General features: G+C 69.3%; 19 protein-coding genes. 15 read left to right on the top strand and 4 right to left on the bottom strand.

The window, feature by feature from the left end:
• Positions 1-18: 18 nt before the first annotated feature.
• The 4 genes from G510_RS0109900 to G510_RS0109880 all read right to left on the bottom strand — a co-directional run bounded on the left by G510_RS0109900 (position 19) and on the right by G510_RS0109880 (position 2,174).
• Entirely contained in the window at positions 19-273 is a 255-nt protein-coding gene (locus tag G510_RS0109900; RefSeq protein WP_036322767.1) for a hypothetical protein, read from the bottom strand.
• A gap of 212 nt (positions 274-485) precedes the next feature.
• A complete protein-coding gene (locus G510_RS17585; RefSeq protein ID WP_157560532.1) occupies positions 486-812 on the bottom strand; it encodes a hypothetical protein in 327 nt (108 codons plus the stop codon).
• A gap of 50 nt (positions 813-862) precedes the next feature.
• The gene (locus G510_RS0109885) at positions 863-1,849 is read right to left on the bottom strand and encodes a DUF932 domain-containing protein (protein WP_029153510.1); all 987 of its coding nucleotides are present in this window, start codon (positions 1,847-1,849) and stop codon (positions 863-865) included.
• Between the two features lie 88 nt (positions 1,850-1,937).
• Entirely contained in the window at positions 1,938-2,174 is a 237-nt protein-coding gene (locus G510_RS0109880) for a hypothetical protein (RefSeq protein ID WP_029153509.1), read from the bottom strand.
• 15 nt (positions 2,175-2,189) lie between these two features.
• On the opposite strand from G510_RS0109880, the gene G510_RS19105 reads away from it, so the two are divergent.
• The 15 genes from G510_RS19105 to G510_RS0109805 all read left to right on the top strand — a co-directional run bounded on the left by G510_RS19105 (position 2,190) and on the right by G510_RS0109805 (position 12,549).
• Complete coding sequence (locus G510_RS19105) at positions 2,190-2,531, top strand: HNH endonuclease (protein WP_425411293.1); 342 nt, start codon at positions 2,190-2,192, stop codon at positions 2,529-2,531.
• Positions 2,532-2,574: 43 nt separating this feature from the next.
• On the top strand, positions 2,575-3,246 hold the full coding sequence (locus tag G510_RS0109870; RefSeq protein WP_029153507.1) for a hypothetical protein: 672 nt from the start codon (positions 2,575-2,577) through the stop codon (positions 3,244-3,246).
• Between the two features lie 98 nt (positions 3,247-3,344).
• Positions 3,345-3,854 (top strand): LysM peptidoglycan-binding domain-containing protein, encoded by a 510-nt coding sequence (locus tag G510_RS0109865; protein WP_029153506.1) that lies wholly within the window; start codon positions 3,345-3,347, stop codon positions 3,852-3,854.
• Between the two features lie 86 nt (positions 3,855-3,940).
• Entirely contained in the window at positions 3,941-4,168 is a 228-nt protein-coding gene (locus tag G510_RS0109860) for a hypothetical protein (RefSeq protein WP_029153505.1), read from the top strand.
• A complete protein-coding gene (locus G510_RS0109855; protein WP_029153504.1) occupies positions 4,165-4,368 on the top strand; it encodes a hypothetical protein in 204 nt (67 codons plus the stop codon). The genes G510_RS0109860 and G510_RS0109855 overlap by 4 nt, the downstream gene beginning before the upstream one ends.
• A complete protein-coding gene (locus G510_RS0109850; protein ID WP_029153503.1) occupies positions 4,365-4,688 on the top strand; it encodes a hypothetical protein in 324 nt (107 codons plus the stop codon). The genes G510_RS0109855 and G510_RS0109850 overlap by 4 nt, the downstream gene beginning before the upstream one ends.
• Complete coding sequence (locus tag G510_RS0109845; RefSeq protein ID WP_029153502.1) at positions 4,685-5,026, top strand: hypothetical protein; 342 nt, start codon at positions 4,685-4,687, stop codon at positions 5,024-5,026. The genes G510_RS0109850 and G510_RS0109845 overlap by 4 nt, the downstream gene beginning before the upstream one ends.
• Positions 5,023-5,394 (top strand): hypothetical protein, encoded by a 372-nt coding sequence (locus G510_RS0109840; RefSeq protein ID WP_029153501.1) that lies wholly within the window; start codon positions 5,023-5,025, stop codon positions 5,392-5,394. Before G510_RS0109845 ends, G510_RS0109840 begins: the two co-directional genes overlap by 4 nt.
• A 129-nt stretch (positions 5,395-5,523) precedes the next feature.
• A complete protein-coding gene (locus tag G510_RS0109835; protein ID WP_029153500.1) occupies positions 5,524-6,138 on the top strand; it encodes a terminase small subunit in 615 nt (204 codons plus the stop codon).
• On the top strand, positions 6,080-7,753 hold the full coding sequence (locus tag G510_RS16335) for a hypothetical protein (RefSeq protein WP_051216654.1): 1,674 nt from the start codon (positions 6,080-6,082) through the stop codon (positions 7,751-7,753). Before G510_RS0109835 ends, G510_RS16335 begins: the two co-directional genes overlap by 59 nt.
• A gap of 15 nt (positions 7,754-7,768) precedes the next feature.
• Positions 7,769-9,796, top strand: coding sequence for a phage portal protein (locus G510_RS17945; protein WP_211219177.1), 2,028 nt, complete (start codon positions 7,769-7,771; stop codon positions 9,794-9,796).
• An 11-nt stretch (positions 9,797-9,807) separates the two neighbouring features.
• Complete coding sequence (locus G510_RS0109820; protein ID WP_029153499.1) at positions 9,808-10,551, top strand: HK97 family phage prohead protease; 744 nt, start codon at positions 9,808-9,810, stop codon at positions 10,549-10,551.
• 79 nt (positions 10,552-10,630) lie between these two features.
• Positions 10,631-11,842 (top strand): phage major capsid protein, encoded by a 1,212-nt coding sequence (locus G510_RS0109815; RefSeq protein WP_029153498.1) that lies wholly within the window; start codon positions 10,631-10,633, stop codon positions 11,840-11,842.
• Positions 11,843-11,908: 66 nt separating this feature from the next.
• Positions 11,909-12,166, top strand: a complete 258-nt coding sequence (locus tag G510_RS16325) for a hypothetical protein (RefSeq protein ID WP_036322763.1) — start codon at positions 11,909-11,911, stop codon at positions 12,164-12,166.
• Between the two features lie 62 nt (positions 12,167-12,228).
• Positions 12,229-12,549 (top strand): hypothetical protein, encoded by a 321-nt coding sequence (locus G510_RS0109805; protein WP_029153497.1) that lies wholly within the window; start codon positions 12,229-12,231, stop codon positions 12,547-12,549.
• The last annotated feature ends 1 nt before the right edge of the window (position 12,550 follow it).

Genomic DNA, 12,550 nt, shown 5'->3' with positions numbered 1-12,550 from the left:
CGGCCGGGCCTCCTCCTCTCAGTAGTAGTCGTCGCCCTCGTCGTTGGGGTCGACGAACAGGTCCTCGCAGGCGAGCGACGGGATCGCGCCGTAGCCCGCCCCGTAGCGCTGCCCGTTGGCGAGGACGACCAGCGCGTCCTCGCCGAAGACCTTTACCGCCTGCTCGACCTGCTCGAGCAGGTCGCCGAGGCTAATGGTGCTGTTGATCTGGTCGGGCGCGTAGCCCTGGTTGTCACTGATGCTCATCAGGACGCGGGCGGCGGTGTCGGTCATCTCTAGCTCCTTCGTGTGTACCGGCTGGTAGTACATACGTTACTCCTACACAAACGGAAAGCAAGCGGGGCCGGGACCACGCCCCGACCCCGCCACACCAACCGGCCACGACTAGCCCACCGACCTCCCGCACGCCGGGCACACGTCGCCCCGCCCGCGCGCGAGCATCTCGTCGGAGACGGCGTAGCGGGCGCGCACCTGCTCGGAGCGGATCACGGCTCGCCGCCCTTACGGCGCGCGGCCGTCGCCGCGTCGGTATTCGTGCCCGGCCGCGCCTTCTCCCACGTCTCGATCGTCTCGACGAGCCACGCAGGGCGGCCGCCGATGCGAATGTCCGGCTCGGGCAGGTCCCACTCCTTCGGCGTCCCGGCCTTCCTGTTCGTCTTCGCGCGCGTGTGGTACGTCTGCACGCTGGCGGGCTTCACGCCGATGCGCTCGGCGATCCCGGCAATGTCGAGGTAGTCCTGTCCGGCCATGCGAATGACGTTACCCGCCCGTCGGCGGGCATCCCCACCCGGCTGTGATGTCTTGACCGCCATAGCGGTACTCCTTTCGGGGCCGAGGGATCGCTCCCCCGGCCCAGTCGTTGTCAGAGGAGGGCGAAGGCGCTCTTCTTGATCCGGTCGGCCTTGTGGCTGGCGACCGTGCGCGTTGCGCGCGCGAGGGCCTGGTCCTCGCCGTGCGTGGGCGCGAAGTGGTCGACGTACTCGGTCACGGCCTGGTAGGCACCCCAGCGGGTGCCGCGGATGCCGGTGAGCGTGTCGCTGTCGCGGTAGAGGCGGATCAGGCCGTCGCGGTTCTCGGCCGCACGCTTGCTGGCCTTGCCGTCGTCCTTGATGCCGAACAGCTGCGCGGCGTAGGCGTCGAACTGCTTGTTCGTGTACCGGCGGGCGAGGAGCGCCTCGGCCTCCTGCTCGAACGCCTCGACGTACTTCCACGTCAGGCCGAGGGCCTCGCGCGCTTCCTGCAGCTCGCGGCCCGCGTTCGCCGTGTGGCGGATCGAGAACGTCGCCTTCGCCTCGCGGAGCGCGGCGGCCTGCGTGTTCGCGCAGACGACGCGGACGGGCGAGACGAGGAACCGGAACGCGGAGTTCCCGTCGTGCGAGTTGAGCGCGACGAGGTTGAGGTCGACGGCGTCCTTCCCGCCGACGAGCATCGTGTCGGGCAGCTTCATCGTCATGAACGTCTCGCGCCCGCCGCGGAGGCTTCCGGCGGTGTCGAAGTGCGCGCCGCTCTCGTCGACGAGGCGGTTGAGCAGTTCGGCGTGCTCCTCGTTCTGGATGGGCGTGTAGAACGACCCGACGGTGCCGAGGTACTCGGTCGCCTGGGTGACCGGGTTCGTGCGGACGGTTGCGTACCGGTCGGGCACCTCGAGCGACGTGACGCCGTCGTCGGTGACCTCCGTGGCGGTGAGGCCGATCTTGCGGACGTTCCAGCCCGCGAGGTGGGCGGCCCTCATGGCCTCCTCGGCGGTCATCTCGCCGTCGAGGACGGTGCCGAGGCGGTGCCACGCGGGGATGCGGGCGAATGCCGCCGCGTGGACGCCGGGGGCGAGTTCGTCGATTTCGTGTGCCATGTCTTGCTCCTTCGTGTGGTGGCGGCGGTGTTGCCGTCGTGCCCGCCCGGGGGTCGCACCCGGGCCCGTGCTGCTCGGGCGGCGGAAGTCAGAGGAAGTTGTCTTCGACGCAGGCCCAGAACTGGTCATCGGTGCCGTTGCGGTAGTGCTCGAGCGGACCGTGGCGGACGGTGGTGCTGATCATCGAAAAGGCGATCCACCGGATGTCGTAGGTCGCGTAGACGTCGTCGGCGCAGACCTCGACTCCGGCCTCGGCGGCCTGGGAAATGATCGGCTCGATGATCTCGTTTCTGATGGCCGCCTCGCGGGTGCTGTAGGTCTTCATCTCATCTACTTTCGTATGTACCGGTTGGTAGTACATACGTTACTCCTGCACACGGACAAAGCAAGCGGACGGAACATGACACGGGATAGCCGAGCGGAACGCGACCTCCACGCCGAGTTACACGGCCTCTGGGGCATCGCCCGGCCGCCCTGCTGGCTATGCGGGCAACCGATCGACTACGACGCCCCGGCACATGACCCCGACGCCCTCGATGTGGACCACGTCAAGCCGTACTCAACGCACCCGCACCTCGCGCTCGTGCGCAGCAATCTGCGCCCCTCGCATGTACGCTGCAACCGGTCCCGTGGTGCGCGGCCGCCGCGGCCCGAGATCGGGGCCGTGGCGGAGGAGTGGTAGCCCGGGCTGGCTTTCGCCCCCCGATAGATGAAAATATCGGAGCATGTACTACCGCACAGCACACGCAGCGGCGGCCGTCATCGGCATCGCCGCGCTCGCCCTCACCGGCTGCGCCACGGGTGCCGAGCCGGAAGCCACGGCCGAGAGCGCCCCGCCCTCTGCCGACGCCACACCGACCGCGTCGCCGGAGCCGGAGCCGGAGACAACGGACGAGCCGGTGGGGCCCACCGAAACGCCCGCCGCGGAGCCCACCGAAACCGCGCCCGCCGAGACCGACGCCGCCGCATGCGAGCAAATCGCAGGCCAGAACAACGACGCATACGGCTCCTACGGGGACGGCGACTCGCTGGGCGGCTTCCCGATCGTTCCGCTGCAGGACACCGGGGCGCGCCCGGGCGCGCAGGGCGACGCCGCCGCAGATGACGAGGGCGTACCCGCCTCGTACACCGTCGCCGCGGGCGACAACGAGGACGCGATCGCGGAGCGGTTCTGCGCAACGAGGGACTACCTGGTCCTACTGAACTCGATCCGTCGCAACACCTCGACCGTGGAGACGGACATCCCCTGGCCACAGGCCGGGTCCCGGATCACGATGATGGACCTCTACGAGGGAGACACCCTCAACCTGAACCCATACACGATCTCCAGCGTTGGCGACCAGAACGGGCAGGCGTACGCCAACAACCCGGACATTCCGATGCCTCCCCAACAGTGACCGCCCTCGCCGCCATAGGCGTCGAGCAGGGGCGCGGAACGGCGGCGGAACCCCGGCAGCGGCGGAACCGACGCCGCCGCCGATATGAGGATCGACCTATGAAGAAGCATGCGGCTCTGATCTCGGTGACCGTTGTCGCCGCCCTCGCGCTGACCGGCTGCTCTCCAAGCGCAGAGCCGGAGGCAGTCGCAGAGAGCCCAGGGCCCGTCGCCGCGGAGACCGCGACGCCGGAACCGGCCGAGACGCCGGGCCCCACGCCAACCCCTACGCAACTGAGCGCGGCGGACTGCAAGGATGGGCCCACCGCGATCATCCGGCTCCCCGCCGATGCCTACGCGCCCTCCTATAGCAATACGGCCCGCCTGGACGGAGAAATATTCGACACCGGCCCGCGCGATCTGGCCGCCGGAGACCCTACCCTCAACGAGGAAGGCGAGATCGTGTCCTACACGGTGCAGCCCGGCGAGACCCTCGCAGCAATCGCCGGTCGGTTCTGCGTAGGCGAACGAACCCTCGCCGCTTACAACCACACGAACGGCCACGACCTTCAGGCCGGAGCGGCCGTGGTCCTCCGCCCGGACCCCGAGGAGCCCTGGTCCCGCGACTGATACCAGCCGAGCGCAACCGCGCTCCCGAAAGGCCCACCCCCACCTCCGGGGGTGGGCCTTTGCCGTACCCACCGAAGGAGAACCTCATGACCATGCAACGCATCACTTGCACTGGCGGCCCCCTGCACGGCAAGCGCTACGACGTCCACGCGAACACCAAGGAGTTCCCGGCCAAGGGCGGCACGTACACCGTGAAGGGCGCGCGGGCCACCTGGACCGCGGCGGACAGCGAAACCGACCTCGGTGACGCGCTCGAAGGCCTCGCCGACACTCCGGCCCGCCGGGGCACCAAGACGAGCAGGGCGAAGAAGTGAGCCCCGAGGCGTCCCTCGGCATCCTCCTCCGGCTCGGCGACGCGACGCCCGCAGAAATCGCCACGGCCGAGGTTCCGCTCGTAGCCCGCCCAAGCAGCAACGGCCCGGGCCTCTCCCTCGACAACACCGCGTTCCGCTCCGGCGTCGCCTCGGCGCTCCGCCGCGCCGCCGACGAACTCGAAAAGGACGCAGACGCGTGAATGACGCCGCACTCGACGCCCACGCGGGACTCCGCGTAGCCGTCATCGTCGCCGCCCGCGAGCACGCCAAGCCCGCGCTCGAAGACATGGCACTCGTCGCCCCGGCACGCCGCATCCACAGGGCCGCGGGGACCGAAGCAATCGACTACCACTCCGGCGGTGTCCTCCTGATCCAGGTGGCCGGAACAGACATGCGCGGCTACAGCCTCGACCGCATCTACGTCGCCCGCCACGCCCGCATCCGCGCGAACGAGCTGCGCGACCTCCGCCAGGCCGTCCAGGCCCGCGGCGGCACGCTCATCGGCGTGGAGGAGGCATGAACAAGTACACCGCGAAGGCACTCGCCCAGGCCGCCCGCGACGAGGGCCGCCGGATCCTCGTCGCCACGTACCACCCCCGGTACGCGATGGACGAGGTGCCCGACGAGCTGCTCGACACCGCGTCACAGATCCTCGTAGCCAACGGGCGCGAGCGCATCTGCTACCCGAGCGGCGGCTTCATCTACTTCCGCAGACCGGGAACGCAGGGGCACCGTGGCCTCGCGCTCGACACCGTCATGATCGACGCCGACGTGCCGCACCGCGAGCACCTCGACCTGTTCGAGGCCCTGGCCCCCTGCCTCGACACGAGCGCATCCGGAGAGGTGATCCGACCGTGAGCATGATCGACGACATGCTGGCCTTGCAGACCGCCTTGCCGAGGTACCGAGCGAGCATCGCCCGACGCCGCGCTCTCCTCGTCCGCGACGTGGAGGAACGGTACGGCGTGGCCCTGCACCAGCACCCGCGCAAGGCGAGCGTTGTCGTGGTGAGCGCCACCGACTACGACGAGCTACGCGCCTGCGTGACGAACGACAGCGGCCTCGACGCCGTCGGCCGCGGCTACTACTCGTACCTCGGCGGAGAACTCGGCGTGAACGTCGCGCCCGACTGGACCTGTGACCCTCTGGCGCTCTCCTGGCTACGCCTACGGGTGAGCCTGCTCGACCGGCCGATCCGCCGCCTACTCCGCGCCCTCACACGGTAGCCACCGGGTAGGGGCGTCCGAATCACGGCGACCCCGCCCACGGGCAGGTGCGCCGGTAATGAACTATCCCCCTCCGGCCGTAGTACCCCATCGCGTGCGTGTGCGCGCGTGAGCACCCCTGGAGGAAGCATGGCCAGCACCAACGATCGCGCCGACCGCGACCGGAGCGCCCTCGAACTGCGCCGCGCCGGTGTCTCTGTTGCGCGCATCGTCGACCGGCTCGGGTTCAGCACTCCGCTGCAGGCCGAGCGAGCGATCGAACGGGCCATGAAGGCAACGGGCACTCCTACGGACCCGGCCGACGTGCGCGCGCTCGAACTCGACCGCCTCGACCGCCTACAGCAGGCCGTGTGGACGCAGGCCCTCAACGGCGATATCAAAGCGATCGACCAGGCGCAGAAGCTCGCCGAGGCGCGTGTACGGCTCGCGGGCATCGCGTCCCGCGGCGAGTCCGTGATGACGAATGCGTTCGACAGCACCGTCGAGGCGCTCAAGACCGAGCCCGAGGACGTATCGATCATCGCGTCGGGCCGCCGTATCGCCGAGCGCATCGACACCGCCGCCGCGTCCGGCGATGCCCTCGCCGAGACGAAGGCGCTCTACCTGCTGCCCCACCTGATGAACATCCTGCGCGAGCTAGGGGCGACGCCCGCGGCCCGCGCAGACCTGAAGGCGAAGGCACCGAATGGCAACGACGAAAAGCGCGCGAAGCTCACGGCGCTCCGGGGAGGACGCACCGCGTAGGGCCGGATCCCGCGGCCCCGGTGCCGCCTACGCCGCCGCCGTCGGCGGGCCCACCCGGGCCGCGTCATTCAAGCGTCGCGTCGGGTGCACCGAGCCGCGGGTCTTCACGCCCCCGAAACGCAAGCTAACTCGCGCTACGTCCCGCGGATTCGAGTGCATCGAGTTCGCCGAGGAGATTCTCGAGGTCGAGCTTCTGCCGTGGCAGAAGGCGCTCCTCATCCGTGCGCTCGAAACGAACGAGGACGGCACCTACCGGTTCAAGACGGTCGTCCTCCTCGTCGCCCGCCAGAACGGCAAGTCGACACTCATGCAGGTGCTCAGCCTGTGGCGCATGTACGCCGACGGCGCTCCCCTCGTGATTGGTACGGCGCAGTCGCTCGACATCGCCGAGGAGCAGTGGGCGGGCGCGGTCGAAATGGCCGAGTCGGTCCCCGAGCTAGACGAGCTGATCGAGCACGTCGACAAGACGAACGGGAAGAAGGCGCTCCGCCTGAACACGGGCGAACGCTACAAGGTCGCTGCAGCATCGCGCCGCGGCGGCCGCGGCCTCTCCGGCGACCTCGTCCTCCTCGACGAGCTGCGCGAGCACCAGAACTGGCACGCATGGGGCGCAGTCACCAAGACCACGATGGCCCGCCGCCTCGCGCAAGTCTGGGCAGCGTCGAACGCGGGCGACCTCTCCTCTGTCGTACTGCGGCACCTGCGGTCGCTCGCCCACCGCGCGCTCGGCTGGCCCGACGGACAGGACGGCATGGTCGACCTGCCGCACGAATCCGAAGACGCCGATGACTCACTGGGCATCTTCGAGTGGTCCGCGGCCCCCGACCGTGAGGTGTGGGACCGGGACGGCTGGTGCGAGGCGAACCCGTCGCTCGGGTACACCATCGACGAGCGCTCGATCGCGGGCGCGGCCTCGACGGACCCGGAGTGGGTGTTCCGCACCGAGGTGCTGTGCCAGTTCGTGAACATGGCCGGCCTCGGCCCGTTCCCCGCGGGCTCATGGGCAGCATCGCTCGACACGAAGAACGACCGCGCCTCGCGCGGCGTCACTCGCGACACCGCGCGGCCCGCCTGCTACGGCATCGACATGTCGCACGACCGGACGATGGTGTACGTCGCGATCGCGTACTGGGACACCGAGGGCGTGCCGCGCGTGGAGATTGCGGCGCAGCGCTCGGGGCCGGACTGGCTGATCCCGTGGCTCACGTCGCCGAAACGAAAGGTAGCCCCGACCTACGTCGCCGCGCAGCGGCGCGGGGCCCCGATCTCGTCGATGTGGGACGCGCTGGTCGATGCCGGGCTCGATCCGCACCCGTGGGAAGGCCCGCAGCTGGCGGGCTGGCACGGCGCGTTCTTCGACCTGCTGCGCTCCGCGGTGGTCGAGGACGACCCGGTCGTGCGGCTGACGCACGGCGGGCAGCCCGCGCTTGACGTGCCCGCGAACTCGGCGACGGTGAAGGCGCTCGGCGACGGCTGGGTAGTCGACCGCAAGCAGTCCCCAGCGGACCCGTCCGCGCTCGTCGCAGCGATCGCGGCCGTCGGCCTACTGATGACGAATCCAGAACCGGCATACGTGTCGGCCTATGAGGACGGCGACCTGCTCGTCCTCGAATGACGAGAGGGGGCCGCGTTGGCTTTCCGTGATGCAATCGCCGCACTCCTCGGGCGCGGGGGACCGAACACGCAGATCGAGTGGCTGGGGCCGACGTTCCGGCAGATGGTCCTCGGGCTGACGCCGGAGGAGCTGTACCGAACGCAGCCGCATTTGCGGATCGTGCTGTCGTTCGTCGCCCGCAACGTCGCCCACCTTGGGCTGAAGGCGTACGCCCGCGAGGGCGACAACGACCGGCGACGCCTCGGGCGGTCCGATGACCCGCTTGCGGCGCTGATCGCCCGCCCGAACCCGAACATGACGACGTTCGAGCTGGTGGAGACCCTCGCGGCGGACCTGGGCCTGTACGACGTGGCCTACTGGTGGCTGCGCGAGGACGTGAACGCCCCGTCGGGCTGGGCGCTACGGCCGATCCCGCCCGCGTGGGTGACAGGCCAGAGCGGGGGGAATGCATTTGCCCCGAGCCGCTATGAGGTGACGAGCCCGCGCGGGCGGGTCACCTACGTCAAGGCCGACGACATGATCGTGTTCCACGGTTGGAACCCGGGCCGCCCGAAGCACGGTACCTCGCCCGTGGAGACCCTCAAGCAGGTGCTCTCGGAGCAGGTGCAGGCCTGGTCGTACCGCGAGCAGGTGTGGCAGCGCGGCGGCCGCGTCGGCGCATACCTCACGCGGCCGAAGGACGCGACGTGGTCGGACGCGGCGCGCGAGCGCTTCGCACGCGACTGGAAGGACCGCTGGACCGGCAAGGACGGCAAAAAGGCGGGCGGCACGCCGATCCTCGAGGACGGCATGGAGCTGCACCGGCTCGGCTTCTCCGCCCGCGAGGACGAGTGGGCCGAGGTCGCGAAGCTGGCGCTGTCGACGGTCGCGGCGGTGTACCACGTCAACCCGGTCATGGTCGGGATCCTCGACAACGCGAACTTCTCGAACACTCGGGAGTTCCGCAAGATGCTCTACTCCGAGACGCTCGGGCCGACGCTCGCGCGCATCGAGGAGCGCGTGAATGCGTTCCTGGTGCCGCGGGTGACGACGAACCCGGACGCATACGTCGAGTTCAACATCGAGGAGAAGCTGCAGGGGTCGTTCGAGGAGCAGGCGTCGATCCTCTCGACGTCGACCGGCGCGCCGTGGATGACCGTAAACGAGGCCCGGGCGCGGATGAACCTGCCCGCGATTGACGGCGGTGACCAGCGGGTGGTCCCGCTGAACGTCCTCGTCGGCGGCCAGGCGTCGCCGCGCGACTCCGGCACCCAGAACGAACGTTCCGGACGGGCGCTATCGAAGGGCGCGCTCGCGATGCTCGAGGAGCTGAACGCGTCCCACCCCCAGGAGGCCACGGGCGTGATCCGTGCGCTTCCGGCGAAGTCATCGCGGCCCGTCCGCGCGAAGGCGCAGGTCGGCGACGGTCACGAGGCGAAGGCCGAGGAGATCATGGATGCGTTCTTCGATCGGCAGCGCGAGGCGGTCCTCGCCCGTGTGAACGGCGCGAAGGACGACACGTGGTGGAACGCCGAGCGGTGGGATAAGGAACTCGCCGAGGAGCTGCTCGCGCTGGCGCTGCAGACGACGAAGGATGCGGCGGCCGCCACGCTCGCCGCGTTTGGGCTCGACCCGGACGCGTATGACGTCGCGCGGACAGAGGCCTTCCTCGCGGAAGTTGCTGCCTCTCGCGCGGCGATGGTGAACGCCACAACGCGCGACCAGATCGGCGCGATCCTCGCAGGCTCGGGACCGGACGGGGTTGCCGACCCCGCGCACGCGTTCGAGGTAGCGAAGTCGTCGCGGTCGGCGACGATCGCCGCGACGCTCGTGACGACGTTCGCCGCGTTCGCGGCGACCGAGGCGGCCCGGCAGAACGGCGGCGGCCGGAAAACGTGGATCGTCACATCAGGCGATCCGCGGGCCTCGCACGCCGCGATGAACGGCGAGACGGTCCCCGTCGACGCGACGTTCTCCAATGGCGCGAAGTGGCCGGGCGATCCGGTGCTCGGCGCGGACGGCGTATCCAACTGCAGGTGCGACGTCGAAATCACCTTCGGCTGAAAGGAGCCGTCATGAAATTCAAGAGCCTGCCGGTGAAGTTCAAGACCGGCGCGACCGACGAGTCGCTGGCCGAGGGCGAGTTCCTCGTCTACCCGTCGACGTTCACCCGCACGCCCGACGCGTACGGCGACGTCGTCGCCAAGGGCGCGTTCGCGGACGGGATCGCTCACCGCAAGGAGCAGGGCATCGTCCTCTCCGGCCTGTACGGGCACCGGATGGACGACCCGCACCTGAACATCGCTGCGGCGATCGATGAGGGCGAGGACGAGCACGGGTGGTGGGTCAAGGGGGCCTTCGACCTCGACGACACCACGGCCGCGAAGGTCTACCGGCTGGTCAAGTCCGGGCGCATCCGTGAGCTGTCGTTCGCGTACGACACGCTCGACGAGGGCCAGGTGGTGCTGGACGACGGCACCAAGGCGAACGAGCTGCGCGACCTCGACGTGTTCGAGTTCAGCTTCGTGCCGATAGGCGCTAACCGGGACACGTCCGTCGTCGCCGTGAAGTCGGCCGCGGAGGTGCTCGCGGAAGGCATGAAGGCCGGGCGGGTGCTCGCGCAGAAGCACATTGACTCCCTGCGCTCCGCGCAGGGCGCGATCGGCGCGGTAATTGCCGCCGCCGAGTCGCAGGACGACCAGGGAAAGGCCGCCGAGGACGGCGGGGGCAAGGCTGAGGACCCCCCTGGGGGCAAGGCTGAGGACTCCCACCGATCCTCGTCCGCAAAGCACCTGGGACTCATCGCGGCCGCTATCTAAGCGGCGACCCACTCGCAGTCGCCCGGCCGGGCGGCTGTTTCATTTCTACGCCCTGCGGGGCACGGAAGGAGCGGATCCGATGGATCCCAAGAAGAAGCTGGCGGAGCTGCAGAAGGGCCTGCTGGCAATTCAGAAGAAGGCGAAGGACGAGGGCCGCGACTTCACCGACGACGAGATGTCGGAGATCGAAACGAAGTCGGCTGAGGCGATCGACCTCAAGGGCAAGATCGAGCGCTCGGCGAAGGCCGACGCGGTCTTCGAGCGCATCGCTGGCGAGGTCGAGTCCGAGCCCGCGATGGACTCCGGCAACGAGCCGCGCGCGAAGTCGCTCGGTGAGCACTTCATCAAGTCGCTCGGCGACCGGTCGCTGAAGGAGCGCGGCACGATCACCGCGCCCGAGTTCAAGGACGCGACCGACGTGCAGGCGGTCGGCGGACACGAGGGCGCTTATGGTCCTCTCGTCACCGACGTCGACCGTGGGTTTGTGCTGCCGAAGCGCGAGCGCCTGGTGGTCGAGGACCTCCTCGGCTCGGGCGTCGTGTCCGGCACGGCGATCACCTACCCGGTGTTTGGTGCGCTCGAGGGCGGCACCGACTTCATCGGCGAGGGCAAGCAGAAGCCGCAGATGCACGTCGCCGACCCGACGTGGCGCACCGACGCCCTGAGCGAGGTCGCGGGCTGGTTCAAGATGACCGACGACATGGCCGAGGACCTCGACTACGTCGCGTCGGAAATCAACAGCACTGCGCAGTACGACCTCGCCCAGCGCACCGAGGCGGCGCTGCTGTCCGGTGACGGGTCGGGCTCGAACCTGCTCGGCATCCGCAACCGTGAGGGCGTGCAGACGCACGCGATCGGTGAGGACTCGGCGGCCGATGCGCTGTTCAAGGCGATGCGGAAGGTCCAGACCGCGACCGGCTTCTCGGCCGACGCGCTCGTGATCAACCCGCTCGACTACGAGCAGCTGCGCCTCGGGAAGGACGGCAACGGCCAGTACTACGGCGGGGGCTACTTCGCTGGGCAGTACGGCCAGGGTGGCGTGCTCGAGAACCCTCCGGTGTGGGGGCTGCGCACCGTCGTCACGCTTGCTGCTCCCCAGGGCGAGCCCGTCGTGGGCGCGTTCGGTTCGGCGGCGAAGGTGTTCCGCAAGGGCGGCATCCGCGTCGAGTCGACGAACTCGCATGCGGATGACTTCACCAACGACCGGATCACGGTGCGGCTGCGTGCGCGCCTGGGTCTGCAGGTGAAGTACCCGTCGGCATTCGTGAAGGTGTCGCTGGCCGCTGAGTAGTCGATGGCCGCCCCGGTCGTGAGGTGACACTCGCGGCCGGGGCGCGCCACCACGGGAGGAGTACCCATGACGGAACAGGTCACGAAGCAGTTCGTGGTGGTGCCTGCTGAGGCTGTGGACGAGTCGCAGGCTCTCGGGCGGATCGCGTTCTTCGACGCGGACGGTAACCCGCTGGACGTGTCCGGCGGCGGCGATCCGGCCACGGTTGCGTGGGCGGACGTGTCGGGCAAGCCGACGGAGTTCACGCCTGCTGCGCACACGCACACGATCGCTGAGGTCGAGGGGCTGCAGGACGCACTCGACGCCAAGGCCGACGCCGCTTGACGGCGACTATCTCGCGGGGCGGTGCACCAGCCACCGCCCCGCGTTCTCACGAGGAGAAGACCATGAACAAGCCGTACACGGTAATGATCGGCGGTCTGCCGCACACGATGGAGCTTTCCGAGGCGACTGCTCGGAAGATGGGCGCGAAGCCGGTTACGAAGGGGCGTCAGGCTCCGAAGAACAAGGCGCGCACGCCGAGCACGAAGAAGGGCTCGCCCAAGACCGAGGAAGCGGTCGAGCGGACCTCGGACGAGGCGAACGATCCTGCCGAGGCGTCCGGCTCGGGTGACGCGTCCGACTCTGACGTCGAATCTGCGGAGGCGTCCGGTTCAGGCGATAACGAGTCGGGTGACGCGACGGATCCCGACGGCGGCGACTGGTAGG

This window comes from Microbacterium gubbeenense DSM 15944 (assembly GCF_000422745.1).
Lineage (GTDB): Bacteria > Actinomycetota > Actinomycetes > Actinomycetales > Microbacteriaceae > Microbacterium > Microbacterium gubbeenense.
This window is presented reverse-complemented; position numbering and strand designations above follow the sequence as displayed.

Coding starts and splice junctions, on each gene's coding strand:
- G510_RS16325 (WP_036322763.1), top strand. CDS start 11,909: ATGACGGAACAGGTCACGAAGCAGTTCGTGGTGGTGCCTGCTGAGGCT.
- G510_RS17585 (WP_157560532.1), bottom strand. CDS start 812: ATGGCGGTCAAGACATCACAGCCGGGTGGGGATGCCCGCCGACGGGCG.
- G510_RS0109885 (WP_029153510.1), bottom strand. CDS start 1,849: ATGGCACACGAAATCGACGAACTCGCCCCCGGCGTCCACGCGGCGGCA.
- G510_RS0109860 (WP_029153505.1), top strand. CDS start 3,941: ATGACCATGCAACGCATCACTTGCACTGGCGGCCCCCTGCACGGCAAG.
- G510_RS0109865 (WP_029153506.1), top strand. CDS start 3,345: ATGAAGAAGCATGCGGCTCTGATCTCGGTGACCGTTGTCGCCGCCCTC.
- G510_RS0109805 (WP_029153497.1), top strand. CDS start 12,229: ATGAACAAGCCGTACACGGTAATGATCGGCGGTCTGCCGCACACGATG.
- G510_RS19105 (WP_425411293.1), top strand. CDS start 2,190: ATGTACCGGTTGGTAGTACATACGTTACTCCTGCACACGGACAAAGCA.
- G510_RS0109880 (WP_029153509.1), bottom strand. CDS start 2,174: ATGAAGACCTACAGCACCCGCGAGGCGGCCATCAGAAACGAGATCATC.
- G510_RS0109820 (WP_029153499.1), top strand. CDS start 9,808: ATGAAATTCAAGAGCCTGCCGGTGAAGTTCAAGACCGGCGCGACCGAC.
- G510_RS0109835 (WP_029153500.1), top strand. CDS start 5,524: ATGGCCAGCACCAACGATCGCGCCGACCGCGACCGGAGCGCCCTCGAA.
- G510_RS0109870 (WP_029153507.1), top strand. CDS start 2,575: ATGTACTACCGCACAGCACACGCAGCGGCGGCCGTCATCGGCATCGCC.
- G510_RS0109900 (WP_036322767.1), bottom strand. CDS start 273: ATGACCGACACCGCCGCCCGCGTCCTGATGAGCATCAGTGACAACCAG.
- G510_RS0109815 (WP_029153498.1), top strand. CDS start 10,631: ATGGATCCCAAGAAGAAGCTGGCGGAGCTGCAGAAGGGCCTGCTGGCA.
- G510_RS16335 (WP_051216654.1), top strand. CDS start 6,080: ATGGCAACGACGAAAAGCGCGCGAAGCTCACGGCGCTCCGGGGAGGAC.
- G510_RS0109845 (WP_029153502.1), top strand. CDS start 4,685: ATGAACAAGTACACCGCGAAGGCACTCGCCCAGGCCGCCCGCGACGAG.